This is a genomic window from Paenibacillus endoradicis (assembly GCF_024721975.1).
This window is the reverse complement of sequence record NZ_JANQBB010000002.1, coordinates 874275-890682: the sequence shown is the minus strand read 5'-3', so window position 1 is coordinate 890682 and position 16408 is coordinate 874275. Positions and strand designations below refer to the sequence as shown.

Annotated in this window: 17 protein-coding genes and 1 riboswitch; of the genes, 15 read left to right on the top strand and 2 right to left on the bottom strand. The window is 36.5% G+C overall.

Annotation, left to right across the window (positions count from 1 at the left end; all coding sequences use genetic code 11):
• Positions 1–117 precede the first annotated feature (117 nt).
• The 8 genes from NV377_RS09905 (at position 118) to NV377_RS09870 (ending at position 7773) form a co-directional block, all read left to right on the top strand.
• Positions 118–651, top strand: coding sequence for a sigma-70 family RNA polymerase sigma factor (locus NV377_RS09905; protein ID WP_258201035.1), 534 nt, complete (start codon positions 118–120; stop codon positions 649–651).
• Positions 635–1639, top strand: coding sequence for an anti-sigma factor (locus NV377_RS09900; protein WP_258201034.1), 1005 nt, complete (start codon positions 635–637; stop codon positions 1637–1639). The genes NV377_RS09905 and NV377_RS09900 overlap by 17 nt, the downstream gene beginning before the upstream one ends.
• A 92-nt stretch (positions 1640–1731) precedes the next feature.
• Positions 1732–2730, top strand: coding sequence for a M15 family metallopeptidase (locus NV377_RS09895; protein WP_258201033.1), 999 nt, complete (start codon positions 1732–1734; stop codon positions 2728–2730).
• A gap of 61 nt (positions 2731–2791) precedes the next feature.
• Complete coding sequence (locus NV377_RS09890; RefSeq protein ID WP_258201032.1) at positions 2792–3130, top strand: hypothetical protein; 339 nt, start codon at positions 2792–2794, stop codon at positions 3128–3130.
• 403 nt (positions 3131–3533) lie between these two features.
• Entirely contained in the window at positions 3534–4007 is a 474-nt protein-coding gene (locus NV377_RS09885; protein WP_258201031.1) for a hypothetical protein, read from the top strand.
• 87 nt (positions 4008–4094) lie between these two features.
• Positions 4095–4292, top strand: a riboswitch (cobalamin riboswitch).
• A gap of 141 nt (positions 4293–4433) precedes the next feature.
• Complete coding sequence (locus NV377_RS09880; protein WP_258201030.1) at positions 4434–5327, top strand: energy-coupling factor transporter transmembrane component T; 894 nt, start codon at positions 4434–4436, stop codon at positions 5325–5327.
• A complete protein-coding gene (locus tag NV377_RS09875) occupies positions 5300–7015 on the top strand; it encodes an ABC transporter ATP-binding protein (RefSeq protein WP_258201029.1) in 1716 nt (571 codons plus the stop codon). Before NV377_RS09880 ends, NV377_RS09875 begins: the two co-directional genes overlap by 28 nt.
• Positions 6997–7773, top strand: coding sequence for an ECF transporter S component (locus tag NV377_RS09870; protein WP_258201028.1), 777 nt, complete (start codon positions 6997–6999; stop codon positions 7771–7773). Before NV377_RS09875 ends, NV377_RS09870 begins: the two co-directional genes overlap by 19 nt.
• Before the next feature lie 30 nt (positions 7774–7803).
• Here the strand turns inward: NV377_RS09870 and NV377_RS09865 are convergent, their stop codons facing one another.
• Complete coding sequence (locus tag NV377_RS09865; protein WP_258201027.1) at positions 7804–8157, bottom strand: winged helix-turn-helix transcriptional regulator; 354 nt, start codon at positions 8155–8157, stop codon at positions 7804–7806.
• A 193-nt stretch (positions 8158–8350) separates the two neighbouring features.
• Between NV377_RS09865 and NV377_RS09860 the strand changes: the two genes are divergently transcribed.
• From NV377_RS09860 to NV377_RS09830, 7 genes are all read left to right on the top strand, one after another.
• The gene (locus tag NV377_RS09860) at positions 8351–9406 is read left to right on the top strand and encodes an LLM class flavin-dependent oxidoreductase (protein WP_258201026.1); all 1056 of its coding nucleotides are present in this window, start codon (positions 8351–8353) and stop codon (positions 9404–9406) included.
• A 33-nt stretch (positions 9407–9439) separates the two neighbouring features.
• Entirely contained in the window at positions 9440–10006 is a 567-nt protein-coding gene (locus NV377_RS09855) for an NADPH-dependent FMN reductase (RefSeq protein WP_258201025.1), read from the top strand.
• Positions 10007–10150: 144 nt separating this feature from the next.
• Complete coding sequence (locus NV377_RS09850; protein WP_258201024.1) at positions 10151–10507, top strand: MmcQ/YjbR family DNA-binding protein; 357 nt, start codon at positions 10151–10153, stop codon at positions 10505–10507.
• Between the two features lie 179 nt (positions 10508–10686).
• Complete coding sequence (locus tag NV377_RS09845) at positions 10687–11220, top strand: LLM class flavin-dependent oxidoreductase (protein ID WP_258201023.1); 534 nt, start codon at positions 10687–10689, stop codon at positions 11218–11220.
• Positions 11221–11322: 102 nt separating this feature from the next.
• Entirely contained in the window at positions 11323–12027 is a 705-nt protein-coding gene (locus NV377_RS09840; protein WP_258201022.1) for a YwaF family protein, read from the top strand.
• 398 nt (positions 12028–12425) lie between these two features.
• Positions 12426–13754, top strand: coding sequence for a hemolysin family protein (locus NV377_RS09835; protein WP_258201021.1), 1329 nt, complete (start codon positions 12426–12428; stop codon positions 13752–13754).
• Positions 13755–14321: 567 nt separating this feature from the next.
• The gene (locus NV377_RS09830) at positions 14322–14810 is read left to right on the top strand and encodes a hypothetical protein (RefSeq protein ID WP_258201020.1); all 489 of its coding nucleotides are present in this window, start codon (positions 14322–14324) and stop codon (positions 14808–14810) included.
• A gap of 495 nt (positions 14811–15305) precedes the next feature.
• Here NV377_RS09830 and NV377_RS09825 read toward each other — a convergent pair whose 3' ends face one another.
• Complete coding sequence (locus NV377_RS09825) at positions 15306–16367, bottom strand: LLM class flavin-dependent oxidoreductase (RefSeq protein ID WP_258201019.1); 1062 nt, start codon at positions 16365–16367, stop codon at positions 15306–15308.
• Positions 16368–16408: the final 41 nt, after the last annotated feature.

Here is a 16408-nt window from a genome sequence, read left to right as displayed (position 1 = left end):
TAGCCCCATGAAACTTAATTGTTTCATGGGGCTAATTATTTTTAGTTATTTTTTGGAATGACTGTAACATTATTAGAAGTTAATCGTGTTAAGCTATAGTGAAGAAAAGGGGGCACTATGAACAAACGATATGCTTTGGATGAATTGTATAGGCGTTATGTCAAATCCCTCTATTTTTATTTGTATAAATTATGTGGTTCAGCGAGTTTGGCAGAGGATTTAACACAGGAAACATTCGTTAGGGCAACGATACATATTCATACATACAGGGATGAAGAAGCAAGAGCATGGCTATTTAAAGTGGCGCGGAATGTATATCTTGATGAATGGCGCAAACAACAACGATTTAAAAAAATTCCTATTCTTTCTTCATTTATAAAGAAAGAAAATTCAATCAGCCCGTATGGATTACCAGAAGAGAGTTTATTAGAGAAGGAATTAGCCCAGCAGATTGAAGATTTATTGCAATACTTACCTGAAAATTATCGTTCCATCATATATCTCAGAGAATATGAGCAATTTAGTTATGCAGAAATTATGGATGCTCTGCAGATGACAGAAGATCAAGTTAAAATAACATTACATAGAGCGAGAAAGAGATTAGGTCAATTAGCGGTGCAGAAAGGGTGGGATTATGACAGAGTGGAATAATAAACTTGAGAAAAAGATATTATTTAATTCTAGGTTAACATTAACACTGAAAATAGTAAGAGTGCTAATGATTGTATTTTTCATTTATTGCGTGTGGATGATCGTAATTAGTATTATAGTATATCAATTTAATTTCTCGAAGGAGAATCAATTTTACTCTCAGCTTGCAGTTGAATGGCAAGTGCCGAATGTAAAAGGCTCAGAAATAATAACTGATGAAAAATTATCGATGTTTGGTACCCAAACGTTTACATATGCTTTATTGAAACGTGTTGGTCATGAAGATATTGTCATTGGGGAAGCTACTGTAACAAAGCGCCTTTTTAGTTTATTTTCTAATATCAAGTATGCTATACCGAATCAAAGAGGATTGAGTGAATGGAATTTTTATTTGCCGGAAGATCCACGTAATAATGGGAAGTTAACGGCTAATAAGGATCCGGAGGTGTGGGAGAGATTAGAGATGTTACCAGAGGGGACTGTTGGAGAACTAACATTCTCTAGTACGAGTTTTATGGAGCCAGATCAGCTAATTCGTCTGTTAGAGGAATATGATGTAGATATATTATGGATGCCATTATATACAGGAGAGTTCGTAGAATATAAACCTAGAGGCTATAGTTCTGGCGGAAGAGATTTAAGCTTGAGTAATATTATTGGATTAACTGGTTTTAGGACAGTAAGTGATGATTTTAGAACGAGCTCTAGGACATATGTTTTATCAACTGAATCATTAGCCTCTAGTGAGCAAGCGATGTTAGCCAATATGGAGAAGTTACTTACTAAGCCCAAGATCTATTATGAACAACTACTTGGATTTGATCACCTGCCTGAAAGATATAAATACCTTAAAGACAATGGATTTACAGTATATGGCGCAGTAGTGACTGGACCAGTGAAAGAGTTGTTGAAGCTACAGGGTGCAACTTTTATCCAAGGTGAAAAGCTTGGAGAAGTTGAACTGTGGAATTGGAATTTATCAAAATAATGGATAATGATACGATAAGATAGTAACAAGAATTTATTGATGAAGAAGAAACTACAATACTTACTATAATACAGCACTACAGAAAAGGAACTATGATGAAAAGAGCCAGTACAATCTACTATGCAAATATATTAGTTGTTATAAGTTTGAGTATTATTGTTGTTTCTTGCTCAACAAATACTGAGCAAGAAGATTTATTAACATCAACAGAGCCAACGGCGATAGTTACAGAAGACGGTAATAATAAAGAGACTAACGAAAATATACTTCCGCAACTGGACGAACAATCTACTGAGGACGTATCAACTGGTCTAGAAGAGGTAGAACAGGACGATCAGCTGGATTATAAGCATGATCCAGAATTAAAGGAAACAACCGATAATGAAAGCTCTAATAAAGAAAACTCTGAAGGTGAAAAAGTAGAGGAAGACAGTGCAACCGGAGAAGAAATTTCCAGTGAAGTCATTGTTAAGCAAGGAAACTTACCGAAAGGTTTTGTCTACTTAGATGAAGTGATACCTACTGCTCAATTTGAGATGCGCTATTATAGTGATTACAATTTTGTAGGCGCACAGATCGATGGTTACTTAGCGCCGTTAGCGATTGGCACAAGGGTGATGGCTGATGCTCTATTGAAAGTCAGTAATGAACTTGAGGAGATGGGATATCAACTTCTCATCTACGATACGTATCGCCCAGCGAAAGCAGTACAGCAATTTCTAGCATGGTCCAAAGATACAGATGATATTGATATGAAGGAAGACTTTTACCCTAATATCGACAAGGCAACGTTGTTCAAATCAGGCTACTTATCTAGTAAGTCAGGTCATTCAAGAGGCAGTACGGTAGATTTAACGCTAATACATAAGGATACTAAACAGGAAGTAGATATGGGTAGTCCTTATGATCTGCTTGATGAAATTTCACATTTCTCGACTAAGCTAATTACTGATGAACAGGCTAGCAATCGCCAATTGTTGCAAGACGTTATGGTGAAGTATGGATTCAAGCCATATAGTAAAGAATGGTGGCATTATGTATTGAAGAATGAACCTTATCCAAGCACATATTATGATTTTGATATTCAGTAAAAAGATTGATTTCGATATTCAGTAAGTTCAGTAGGTTATAATGTCAATGGAGTTGATTGATATGGAGCAACGATTGCAAGTGTGGACGATTACTATCGTACTCGGTATTATTATATGTGTACTATTGGCTTTATGGAGTCCGTGGCTAACCCCATCCATTTCGCAAAAGTTGGTCGTCAACAAGATTGAGAAGTTAACTGCTAATGTATTGGATGGATGTGGGATAGGATGTACCGATTGTGGCACGAAGGAAGTGAACAAAGTTCCTTTCGGAAGTGAAGTAATCGTGGAATATAATTGTGGAGGTCCTCGTCCAATTGATGAAAATAACCCTAACCGAACAACGGTCGCATATGTGTCATTCATGGGTTATGTAGATGCTAAAGTATTTGTACATTAGCTATGTATAGATTAGCTAGATTTAGCTTTTAAGATAGGGGCAAAGAAATGGATAAGAAACAGAAAATATTTTATGAACGTGGTACGGAGGAGTTAAGGATCAAAAGTATTCGTGCAAATCGTCTTGTTCAACATTGTTTCAGCTAATACAATCGTCGCGGGTAATCCAGCTAAAATACTAAAAAGCATATAATGACAATATAGATGAATAGGTCCAGATGGAAGTGTATCAATAAAATGAAAAATGGGCTGATGTCATTAACGACTAAAACTATGGAGATTTGTTGACAATAAGCGCTAAATTGGGACTGTGAGGACAATAGTGTTACAATAGCTATAATGTCTTATTGTCGCATTACAACAACAAGGTAAATACATAGCTGATTAAGGAAGGTACCATTACAATGAAATTAAGTAAGAATAAACTTATCTTAACATTAGTATTAGTATTCACATTTATAGTGTTTGGGATTTTTATGCTTATCTTCTTTATGAACAGACCTACGCTTGTATTAAGTGATATGGTTAGTTACGCTCCAACTACTATTGAGTTCAGCACAGTAGAAGGAACGAATAACAGGGAATCGATAACAGATAACTTTGAAATTGAACAATTTCTTAATATGTTAAAAGCTCAAACATGGGATTCCAAGTCTGATATTAATTATAATAAAGAATCGGAAGCTAACTTCATGTGTGTACCAACGTATTATGTACAGATCAATAAGTATCAAGTCGAGTTGTTATGTAAAGATGATGTTGAAGGTTACGGTAAGATAGATTATAACGGTAAAGAGTATCTGTACACGATTCCTATAGAAGTTTATACGGAGATCGAAAATTTTCTGGAAAGTCATAAGGAAGTCGCATCAGGATAGCTATTATCCTATGCGTCTTTTTTTTGTTGAATAATTAATCTCTTATAGTAAGTGAAATACATTATAATGATATGAGATGAGTATACAATTACATAGCTAGCTTCAGGTGCCAATGGATGATAGACAAGTTGAACTATCGATTGGTTAAAAGGGAAGTGGGTGTAATTCCCACGCGGTCCCGCCGCTGTAAAAGAGTAGTCTATACGATATACCACTGGGGAACTGGGAAGGTTGTATAGATGTTAATACTTAAGCCAGAATACCTGCCTGATTGCTTTCACCGAATTTTCTACGAAGGATAGGAGGGTGTTTATTCTTGAATGCGATTATTTGCATTCTGCATAAATAAATCTCTTAACGTTTCCGTTAAGAGATTTTTTATTGTGTATATAGTTCATTTCATCAATAGGAGAGGATATGCAGGTCATGAAATATAGTACTTTCTCAACCTATCATCCCATTATTAACTTCACCTACTTTGTAGCGGTATTGTTATTCAGTATGATCTTCATGCATCCCGTATTTCAAGCGATTTCACTTGTATGTGCGTTTGTATATTCCATCTTACTGAATGGTAAAAGGGCCGTCCTATTTAATTGTGCATATATGTTACCCCTTATGGTAGTGATGGCGATACTTAATCCAACATTTAACCATCAAGGTGTAACAATCTTATTCTATCTTAACAATGGAAATCCTATCACTTTGGAGTCAATTCTATATGGAATCGCTATGGCATGTATGTTCATAACCGTAATAATCTGGTTCTCTTGTTACAACGCAGTGATGAGCTCGGATAAATTCATCTATTTATTTGGAAAAATTATTCCGGCATGGTCACTGATTTTATCGATGTCTTTAAGGTTTGTTCCACGTTATCGTGATCAGATTAAAATAATTTCTAATGCTCAAAAATGTATAGGTAGAGATATTTCGCAAGGTAATTTGCTGCAAAGGGCAAGAAATGGATTAACAATACTATCAATTATGACGACATGGGCATTAGAAAATGCGATTGAAACGGCTGATTCTATGAAGTCGCGCGGATATGGCTTACCCAATCGAACTAGCTTTTCGATATATCGTTTTGATCGAAGAGATCAGAAAGTATTTATCTCCATGCTCTTGCTTATCGTAATAGTGATATTCGGAGCAGCGACAGGAGAGAATAGTATTCGTTATTTCCCATCGATCAAATGGAGTGAGATGACATCAAGTAGCGTGATGATATATATATCGTATTCATTGCTATGTTTCATTCCTGTCATATTACATATTGCGGAGGAATGGAAATGGAATTATATCGAATCAAGGAACTGAATTTTTCATTCCCTGAAGGTAGCAAGAATACACTTTCGGATATCAGCATGAACATCCAAGAAGGCGAATTTATCGTGCTATGTGGACAATCTGGGTGTGGTAAGAGTACTTTTCTTAGACAACTGAAACCAGTACTAACCCCGCATGGTAAACGTACTGGAGAAATTTTATATCGAGGCAATGCAATAACAGAAAGTGATCATCGCAATGTTACAGCAGAGATTGGATTTGTACAGCAAAATGTTGAGAATGGTATTGTGACAGATAAAGTATGGCATGAGCTGGCATTTGGCTTAGAAAGCTTAGGTTATGATCAGTCTACGATCCGCTTACGCGTAGCGGAAATGGCTAGTTTCTTCGGTATTCAGCATTGGTTTCATAAAGGAGTATCTGAATTATCAGGCGGGCAAAAGCAATTATTAAATCTAGCGTCTATTATGGCAATGCATCCATCAGTTCTTATTCTAGATGAACCTACGTCACAACTTGATCCAATAGCAGCAACAGAGTTCTTAACGACATTAAAGAAAATCAATCAAGAGCTCGGAACAGCTATCGTCATTTCTGAGCATCGATTAGAGGAAGTACTCCCTTTAGCAGATCGCATCATTGTTATGGATCAAGGGCAAATCATCGTTGATGATACTCCGCGCCAAGGAGGACAGCGATTAGCTGTAATGAACCATCCGATGTTCTCCTCAATGCCAACTCCGATGCAAATACAAACAGTGATTGATGCTGGGACAGAACTGTCTATGACTGTAAAGGAAGGTCGTCAGTGGCTAGATCGTTATGTATCTAGTCAAAGTTTTAGTGAGCGTAAGAATGAGCAAAAGCTTAAGTCTAGCGATGAGCATAAACGCAAAACTTTTTTCAATAAGGCGAGCACTGATCAGCAGAACCCTGTTATTCAGTTCCAAGAAGTATGGTTTAAATACGATAAGCATAGTCCAGATGTTATTAAGGACCTATCTTTTTCAGTTAAGCAAGGTGAGTTTTTCTGTATTGTAGGAGGTAATGGTGCCGGAAAAACATCTACATTATCGCTTATAAGTGGTATTCATACGCCATACCGTGGGAAAATAATGCTCAGTGGTAAAGATATTCGCAAATGGAGTGAACGAGACAAGTTTAACAATTACTTGGGTGTATTACCACAAAATCCACAGACGTTGTTCGTGAAGAAAACGGTTAAAGACGATTTATATGAAATACTACAGCAATCATCTCTTACAAAAGATCAGCAAGAACAGAAAATTAATGAGATTATTCAATTTGCCCAGTTAGAACATTTATTATCTATGCATCCGTACGATCTAAGCGGAGGAGAACAGCAACGAGCTGCACTAGCGAAAGTTCTTTTATTAGAACCGAAGATTTTATTACTGGATGAACCAACGAAAGGACTGGATCGGTTCTTTAAAACGAAACTAGCCCAATTTCTCAAAAAACTTAACGATCAAGGGGTAACCATCGTGCTCGTTTCTCATGATATTGAATTTTGTGCAGAGTATGGTGAAACCTGTGCTATGTTCTTCGAGGGCAGTATGATTACGACGAACAAGGCGAAGGCGTTCTTTGCTGGAAATAGTTTTTATACGACATCGGCTAATCGCATGACGCGGCATGTGTGGGATGATGCGGTAACGATAGAGGATGTGATTACACGATGTCAAAGCTTAACATAGCCGACGAAAGTAAGCTTAACCAATCCAATCAGAGTAGAGTAACTTTGACAGATCAAAGTAAGCTTAGTCGTAGAACTTTGATTTCAGCTGCACTAATACTTATCATTATTCCAGCGACAATTATGCTCGGAGTGTACGTGCTAGGTGATCGAAAATATTACTTTATTAGCTTGCTCATTATATTATATACGATGTTACCTTTTGCTTTGCGTTTTGAGAAGCGAAAGCCACAAGCAAGAGAATTAATTGTTATCGCTGTACTTGTAGCAATTGCTGTAGCGGGAAGATCAGCTTTCTTTATGGTTCCCCAATTCAAGCCCGTCGTCGCAATTGTCATAATAGCAGCAGTTTGCTTAGGAGCTGAAGTAGGCTTTCTTGTTGGTGCAACGGCTGGATTTGTCTCAAACATTTTCTTCGGACAAGGACCATGGACACCTTGGCAAATGTTCTGCTTTGGCATTATCGGATTTATTGCCGGATTATTATTCCAAAAGGGCATGTTACAGAAAAACAGGCTGTCACTTTGCATATACGGAGGATTAGCCACCTTCATTATATATGGCGGCATCATTAACTTTGGATCATTACTTATGGGAACTTCACAGTTCTCATGGTCTGCATTAGCAGCTCTTTATATATCTGGATTTTGGTTCGATCTTGTTCATGCCGCCGCGACAGTTATTTTTCTATATCTGTTATCAAGACCAATGATTGAAAAGTTGGAGCGCATAAAAGTGAAGTATGGATTAGTGGAGTAAATATTTATATAGCACAAAAAGTAGCACTGATTACTCAGTAGCTACTTTTTGTGCTGTTTGCTTTGCTTTGAATAGAAGATGAGCAGAACCCCATTGATGAATCGTATCGAGTATCGGATCAAGCGAAAGTCCATACTCTGTTATTGAATACTCAACCTTAGGCGGTACTTGTGCATACACTTTTCGATGCACAATATATTCTTCTTCTAGATCACGAAGCTGTTGTGTCAACATTTTCTGTGTAATACCTGGAAGATGACGACGCAATTCATTAAAACGCATAGTTTTATGTTCGAGTAGTAATAATAAAATTTTAGGCTTCCATTTTCCTACAATGATTTCTAACGCATCGTCTACCTTACAAGCTTCGATTGGTTTTTCCATATGATCCACTCCTATTATTCTGGTTATCGCTTTTATTATCTTTATGAATAACTTACTTTGAGCATAAAGTAGCATCTAAATCATAAGTTTTACAGTATCTTTTAGTATACTATACTACTTCAAAGTGCGTACTATCTAAATAATTATACATGATGCATAATTGATCTAACAACAGGATGAAAGGAAGAGGAAAATGGAAAAATATCGTATTGATCGAAGCAAAGGAATTGAATTTGGTTTATATACATTAGGTGATCATATTCCGAATCCAGAAACGATGGAGCGTATCTCAGCTAAGCAACGTCTTGATGAAATAATTGAACTTGCAAAGCTTGCTGAAGAGTTTGGCTTAGATGTATTTAGTGTAGGAGAAAGTCATCAAAAATATTTCGCGACACAAGCGCATAGCGTTGTACTAGCTGCAATTGCACAAGCGACTAAAAATATAAAATTAACAAGTTCTTCAACGATTATAAGTACATCCGATCCAGTACGCGTATACGAAGATTTCTCAACGATTGATCTTATTTCTAATGGACGTGTAGAAATCGTTGCTGGACGAGCTTCACGTGTTGGTTTATTTGAACTACTTGGATATGATTTGAAAGATTATGAAGGATTATTCGAAGAAAAGTTTGAACTATTAAAAATTATTAATGAGAATAAGATTGTGAATTGGGAAGGTGAGTATCGCGCACCGTTAAGAAATGCGGAAGTATTACCGCGTCCACTTCATAATACGTTGCCTCTATGGAGAGCGGTAGGTGGAGCGCCAGGAAGTGCTATTCGTGCAGGTAAGCAAGGTGTACCAATGATGCTGGCGACATTAGGCGGACCGTCATCCAACTTCAAAATAGCTGTTGATGCTTATCGGAAATCCTTAAGTGAATCTGGATATGATCCAGCACAATTCCCTGTTGCAACGACAGGACTTTTCTTCACAGATAAAGATTCACAAGTTGCGATGCGCCAAGCATATCCTGGTGTCAATCTTGGTTTGCAATTAGTAAATGGACATGGTTTCTCTAAACAACATTTTGCTCAAGCACAAGATGTTCGAGATGCATTAATGGTTGGTAGCCCGCAACAAATTATTGAAAAAATCTTATATCAGTATGAACTGTTTGGACATCAGCGTTATATGGCACAAATGGACTTTGGTGGCGTTCCATTCCCATTACTAGTGAAAAATCTTGAGCTAATTGCATCAGAAATTTTACCTGCTATTAGAAAATACACAAAACAATAATTGAATAAATACAAAACAATAGGAGGTGTTACGATGAGAATAGTCGGATTGTCTGGTTCTATCGTTGGGTCGAAAACAAAAACAGCAATGCTTGTTTTTGAAAAAACACTTCGCGCTAAATATCCAGATGCGGAGTGGACGCTAATTGATTTGGCAGACTACAATGTTCAATTTAGTGATGGACGCAATTATTTGGAGTATGAGGGAGATACAGCGTTCGTTACGAAAACATTGATGGATGCAGATACTATTGTTATTGGTACGCCCATTTTCCAAGCGTCACTTCCAGCTACATTGAAAAATATTTTTGATCTACTACCGATTAATGCTTTCCGCGATAAAGTAGTAAGCTTTTTCGTCACAGCAGGATCATCTAAACACTATTTAGTAGCTGAGCAACAACTTAAGCCTATATTAGCTTATATGAAGGCTCAAATTGTACAGACGTATGTTTTCATAGAAGATCAAGACTATGTGAAGAAAGAAATAGTTAATGATGATGTGTTCTTGCGAATGGAACGATTAGTTGAAGATACAGCAAATCTGACAGCTACGTACAATATCATTAGAAAGCAACAAGAAGATCAATATGACTTCTAACAATTAGGGCAGTACAAGACATGAAAACAACCACTATTTATGCTAAAATTAGCATAAATAGTGGTTGTTTTGTTAAGGTGATTAATTGTCTTTTTGATCACGAGTACATAAACTTTGAATAGTTTAATTGAGAGGAGCAGTCGCGTGAACAAGGAACAGCTTCAACGGATGTGCCAAGCACATCCCGGTGTTACACATGACTATCAAGAGGAGTGGCAAGCTGATCGATTTTTTATCGGTGGTAAGATGTTTGCAATGATCGGCACAGATGCGAAAGATACTTCTATTATTACGATGAAATGTGATCCCGAACGTGCAGAAACGTTAAGGGAAACGGTAGAGGGAATAGTCCCTGGCTATTACATGAATAAGGCACATTGGAATTCTGTGTATTTTGATGCGAATGTATCAACTGAGATGATGGAGAACTTGATCAAGCATGCGTATGAGCTTGTATTCGACAAGCTAACTAAAAAGCTAAAACAAGAGATTGCTGGTTAGAGACTGACTGAATGACTCAATGATGCAATAACTGAAAAGGCTAGAAGATACGATTCGTATAAGCGAAAAGTATCTTCTAGCCTTTTTGTTATTACGCTATGAATTGGGCAGAAGCTGTTTAATACCTACATTGAGAATAGGCATCATTCTATCCATATAGACAGAAAGATCTTCCGATTGTGTTGCCATGTAGTTCATTGCTACGCCATAAAGTCCCAAACTTAGAAAGTGCTGCTAGAGCTGGGCGTCTCGGAGTTAATATGATATTAGGTTTACTGGCAGGGCAACCCGAGTCAGTTAAGTATTTGACGGATATATATTGGAATGCTGCTAGAGAAGCAGGACATGATCTATCTAAGCTTCAAGTATCTGTAACTGGTCATGCTTATGTTGCGAGTGACGGGGAACAAGCAATTCGCGAGTTTACCCCACATTATAATCAATACTTCGGTTATTTCTTGAAAGAGCGTGGTCAGCGATTCCATACAACAGCTGAAGAAATCATGTCACAAAGGGCAGCTAATCAAATTTTAGCAGTAGGAAGTCCAGAGAAAATAGCTGAGAAGATTTTGTACCAGCATGAATGTTTTGGCCATTCACGTTTTATGGGACAGTTAGATATGGGTAATCAACCAATGGTCCGAGTAGAGAAAGCGATTGATTTACTTGCTAATAAAGTTGCTCCAATCGTTCGTAAAGCACTTCACTCATAAAAACATGTAACATGCTAATCTCGCGAAATGATACTAATTAACCCTGAAATAATATACAATAATTTCAAGTGTGTGATGACATATTATGAGTATGCGAGGTGAATGATGGATAGAGGTTTTGAAGTATTCGATTCTGTACATCTTAATTGGCTAATTGTTATCGTTATGATTAGCATAGTAATCACTTTCATCTATTATCGATGCTCACAATGGCATAGAGCATGGATTCGTAAAGGGTTTGGTTATACATTGTTCATTGCAGAAATTTGCAAAGTCATTGTTGTCCTAGCCACTGGGCGGAATCTGTTATATTATCTGCCGATTCATTTATGCGGTTTTGCGATCTTTCTTATTTTGTTCCATGCTTATCGTAATAATACGACCATTGCTGAAATACTGTTTAGCCTGACGATACCCGGTGCATTCATTGCACTCCTATTTCCAGGTTGGGCAAACGATCCTGTGATGAGCTTTCTTCACATACATTCTTTTGTCTTTCACGCTTTAATTTTAACTTATCCGATCATGTTACTAGCTACTGGTGAAATTACACCTAACATTCGTAGACTATGGAAAGTTGTATTGTTTCTCATCGTAACTATCCCACCTGTATATTTCTTCAACAAGATTAACGACACAAATTATATGTTTTTGAACTGGCCGATATCGAACTCTCCACTAATGAGTATTCAGCAATTATTTGGTGAGAGTAGATATATAGTAGGTCTTGTACTCGTATTGTTCGTTGTGTGGTTTATTCAATATAGTCTATGGAATCTATGGTCTATAGCGAGAAAAGCAAAGTAATGATTGCGTGTATAGCGCCAAGTAGACTTTAGTTTACTTGGTTTTTTGATTTGGGTATTAGCTTTATTGCATAATTTTTTTATGTTTTTGGAACGGATAAGTAGATTTATACGTATTAAATTATTACATCTACAATGATGTTGAAAGTTCAAATACAGTTGAGGAGGATGGGTAATGGGAAGGATACGCTTTATGACAACAAGCTAGCAAATATAAATGGGATATGTAACATACCGCATAAATTCGATATGAGCATTGACTATTTGCTAGGAATACTTGCAATACCCATTACGCTTATTCCTTAAGTAACATATGTCATCTGCAATATGATCGAATGAAGCAAGTTGGATCATCATATTGTAGGAGGTGGAGTCTTACTATTATAGTAAGACGAAGAATTGACGATAATTAACATTACTATATTCATTGTGCTTATTGTATTTACTGCATTTTTTGTGGCAACTGAATTTGCCATAGTTAAGGTTAGACATTCAAGGATTGATCAATTAGTTGCTGAAGGTAAGAAAGGTGCGACTTCTGCTAAGCATGTCATTACGCACTTGGACGAATATTTATCTGCCTGTCAATTAGGTATTACAGTCACAGCGCTAGGTATTGGTATGGTCGGAGAATCGACCTTTGAATTTATATTACACCCTGCATTTGAAGCGTTAGGGCTTTCAACGAACTTAATTCATGTATTTACGATTGGATCTGCATTTATGATGGCTACATTTTTACACGTAGTTGTTGGTGAGCTTGCTCCTAAGACAGTAGCTATTCAGAAGGCAGAGGCAGTAACATTGTTATTTGCTAGACCAATTATGATTTTCTATAAAATATTGTTCCCATTTATCTGGTTCTTGAACGGTTCTGCGCGTGTCCTTGTCGGTATTTTTGGATTGAAACCAGCAAGCGAACATGAGGTTTCTCATACACAAGAAGAAATTCGTCTGTTAATTGCTGAGAGTAATAAATCAGGTGAGATTAACAATAGTGAGATGAACTTCGTTAATAATGTGTTTGAGTTTGATGATACGTTAGCTCGTCAAATTATGATTCCACGAACAGAAATCGTTGGATTCAATGTTAATACCAAACATGAAGAGGTTCTGAAGCGAGTTTCTCAAGAAAAATATACACGTTATCCTGTTTATGAGGGTGATCGTGATAATATTATCGGTTACTTCAATATTAAAGATCTGCTTATTCAACGATTGAATAATCCAGCTATAGTTTACGACGTAGCACATTTTGTTAATCCAGTTATTAATGTCATTGAGGCTACACCTATTAAAGAAGTTCTGCAAAAAATGCAGAAGGAACGTATTCAAATGGCAATATTAGTGGATGAGTATGGCGGTACTTCAGGGTTGATTACAATCGAAGATATTATTGAAGAATTGGTTGGAGAAATAAGAGATGAATTTGATGGAGACGAAATTTCTCATATCCGTAAAATAAATGACGATCACTATATAATAGATGCAAAAGTACAGCTCCATGAAGTTGCGGAACTACTGAATATAACATTGGAAAATGAAAACGTAGATACACTAGGTGGCTGGATTTATACCCAAAATGTTGATCTTGAGAAGGATATGATCATTGCACATGGAGGTTATGAATTCACGATTAAACAGAAGAGAGGTCTTGTTCTTCAGTTTATTGAGGTGAAGAAGCAATCGGTCTCAGAAGTAATTGACGCATTAGTTGAACAGAGATAATAAATAATACGATATTGCTTCTATAATGATGATGTTTATCGTCATTAATAATTGCGATAATGCACTTTATAAGTTAGGGAAATAGTATGAAGCGATCATTAAGGATTGAGTTCTGTCTTATACAGAATTCAACCCTTTTTGTGTTATATTGCTATGTTGTTGAACGCTATTAGGAATTGTAATGTAGGGCGTATTAATGTTGAAAGACTATTGCTATCCCAGGATAGAGTGAACTATAATTAATAGAAATAATAACCATATTTGGAATCTGTAATAGATTTATTAATGATAGATTTTCATAAGTGGAACATCGAAAATAATCGAAGAGAAATAGTATAAATGATTTATCATAGTAGCAATATTTTGAACTTAGGAAAAGGTTAGATAGAGGTGGGTAACTATGAAAAAATGGGTTAATTCAAGTATTACTTTTTTGATAGGTTCAGTCATCCTCATATTCATTTTAGTAAATCTATTGGGTGTATTATTCTTCGGTTTATTATGGTTGGATAATATTTTATAAATGAATGCTGTTCCATTATTGTTGGTGTAGAACGGAGAGTTTAGATGAAGTTAAGTCGCTATGTAGTAGGAACACTGCTATGTTTCATTCTGACATCTTGTAGTACACAAACAGCAACTAATAACGCATTTGTTGCTAGCATATATAATGTTAATCTGGATAACTCATTACAAACATTGAAAGAGATTGTTGATCAATCAGATTATATCGTAATTGGAGAAATAATGGCTTCATTGATGACTGATCGAAATATTGAAGAAGTTGCAATTAAAGTTCTTGATCAATATAAAGGGCTTGAAGATAAAGTAGGTCAAGTCATTAACATTCAATCAGCAGAAGTGCTTTCACATGAAGGAACAACGTATCTTCTATTTGTTAGTGAGAATATACTAAACGATAGTGAAGAAATCCGATATGAATCATTGAGTCATCCTAATCCGATTTTTAATAACAGATTTATTGAAGGTCCTTTTAATAATATGTCATTTAAAGAAATTAGAAGAGACGTTATTTGCTGCGTAGAGCGCGTATAGCAACATAGTTGTTAGGTGAAATTAAAGTTGCCATGCAAAATAGTATATACAGATTAGTGCATGCAAGATAGTACATAGAAAGGAATAAGCCGCTGCAAAGAGTTAGGTTATGGTCTTATTCTGATAATCAGTCATCCTACGTATTATCCACGATTCGGATTTCAACCAGCTAGACAATTTGGTTTAGAATTGAAACAATTCGAAGTGTCTGATGAAGTGTTTATGGTATATGAAGTTATGGAAGGAAAACTACAATCGATAAAAGGTGAATTGAAATGCCCAGCAGAATTTTTGGGTTAAATCAAGAAGATATTAAAGATTAGCTATTGAGTTGTTATCATTGAAGATTACTTCTAAACTAGACCTACACATTGTTAGGTCTAGTTTTTGTTTTGACTAATTCATTAAGTTAAAAATATGAAATCAAATTGCTCTAAAGGGGAGCACAAATGATGAGTTCGAATGTAATAGTGGGACTTCTTAGTCCACATCATCTCAAGTTTGTGCAGTATATTTTTTCACAGCAGGAATAATATCACGACCAATAAGTTCAATGTTTTTCATTACTTTATCAAATGGTACGCCTCCGAAATCAATTTGTGCCATAAACCGTTGCTGACCGAATAATTCATATTGGTAAAGTACCTTTTCGATAATTTGTTGCGGACTACCTACCATCAGTGCATCACGATAGTCGATCGCTTGATCAAATTGCTTTTTTGGATATCCACTTCTTCTTATGGAAGTAAAGCCTGCATTAATATAAGGATAATATTCATTCATCGCATCTTGTGACTGTTCTGCTGTATAGAAAAGGCTAGTCGTTGCAATAGGTAATTGACTTGCATCATAACCATTGTTCGTAGCTGCTTCACGATAAGCTTCAACGGAAGCTCTAAAGTTAACGGCAGGACCTCCAAGTGTAGTAAGCATCATAGGTACACCGGCTTCTCCTGCTTTTATCGCACTAGCGGGAGGACCACCAACTGCTCTCCATATCGGAAGATAACCTTTTACAGGCTGAGGTAAAATCTCTGCACGATGTAAAGGTGAACGGAATTGACCTTCCCAGCTAACAGGCCCAGTTGCTTCATTTAATTTCACAAGCAAATCTAATTTCTCTTCAAATAGTTCCTCATAGTCGTTCAAATCATATCCGAACAAATCATAGGCACCTACGCGTGAACCACGACCGGCAACAATCTCTGCTCGACCACGAGAGATTAGATCTAATGTAGCAAAGTCTTCATATATACGAACAGGATCAGCGACACTTAATATAGTAGCTGAGCTTGAAATTTTGATTTTGCTCGTAACTTGTGCAATAGCACCAAGTACAACGGTATGAGCTTGCGTCGTAAAGTAAGTTTGATGGCTTTCACCTACAGCAAAAACATCAAGGCCAGCATCTTCAGCAAGTTTACTTGCATCTATAATTTCATGAAGACGTTTCTCAGCACTTATAGGTTGATTGATCATGGAATGCGTCATATGATCTCCTAATGTGTAAAGCCCAAACTCCATGCCGTTCTTCGGTTCAATACGATATTTTTCCATAATAATCTCCTCCTAAAACTTTTTATTAGATACATGGTAAA

What these genes read in the sequence shown, in the direction of transcription:
- NV377_RS09905 (WP_258201035.1), top strand. Translation starts at nt 118, where the DNA reads ATGAACAAACGATATGCTTTGGATGAATTGTATAGGCGTTATGTCAAA.
- NV377_RS09900 (WP_258201034.1), top strand. Translation starts at nt 635, where the DNA reads ATGACAGAGTGGAATAATAAACTTGAGAAAAAGATATTATTTAATTCT.
- NV377_RS09895 (WP_258201033.1), top strand. Translation starts at nt 1,732, where the DNA reads ATGATGAAAAGAGCCAGTACAATCTACTATGCAAATATATTAGTTGTT.
- NV377_RS09890 (WP_258201032.1), top strand. Translation starts at nt 2,792, where the DNA reads ATGGAGCAACGATTGCAAGTGTGGACGATTACTATCGTACTCGGTATT.
- NV377_RS09885 (WP_258201031.1), top strand. Translation starts at nt 3,534, where the DNA reads ATGAAATTAAGTAAGAATAAACTTATCTTAACATTAGTATTAGTATTC.
- NV377_RS09880 (WP_258201030.1), top strand. Translation starts at nt 4,434, where the DNA reads ATGAAATATAGTACTTTCTCAACCTATCATCCCATTATTAACTTCACC.
- NV377_RS09875 (WP_258201029.1), top strand. Translation starts at nt 5,300, where the DNA reads ATGGAATTATATCGAATCAAGGAACTGAATTTTTCATTCCCTGAAGGT.
- NV377_RS09870 (WP_258201028.1), top strand. Translation starts at nt 6,997, where the DNA reads ATGTCAAAGCTTAACATAGCCGACGAAAGTAAGCTTAACCAATCCAAT.
- NV377_RS09865 (WP_258201027.1), bottom strand. Translation starts at nt 8,157, where the DNA reads ATGGAAAAACCAATCGAAGCTTGTAAGGTAGACGATGCGTTAGAAATC.
- NV377_RS09860 (WP_258201026.1), top strand. Translation starts at nt 8,351, where the DNA reads ATGGAAAAATATCGTATTGATCGAAGCAAAGGAATTGAATTTGGTTTA.
- NV377_RS09855 (WP_258201025.1), top strand. Translation starts at nt 9,440, where the DNA reads ATGAGAATAGTCGGATTGTCTGGTTCTATCGTTGGGTCGAAAACAAAA.
- NV377_RS09840 (WP_258201022.1), top strand. Translation starts at nt 11,323, where the DNA reads ATGATGGATAGAGGTTTTGAAGTATTCGATTCTGTACATCTTAATTGG.
- NV377_RS09830 (WP_258201020.1), top strand. Translation starts at nt 14,322, where the DNA reads ATGAAGTTAAGTCGCTATGTAGTAGGAACACTGCTATGTTTCATTCTG.
- NV377_RS09825 (WP_258201019.1), bottom strand. Translation starts at nt 16,367, where the DNA reads ATGGAAAAATATCGTATTGAACCGAAGAACGGCATGGAGTTTGGGCTT.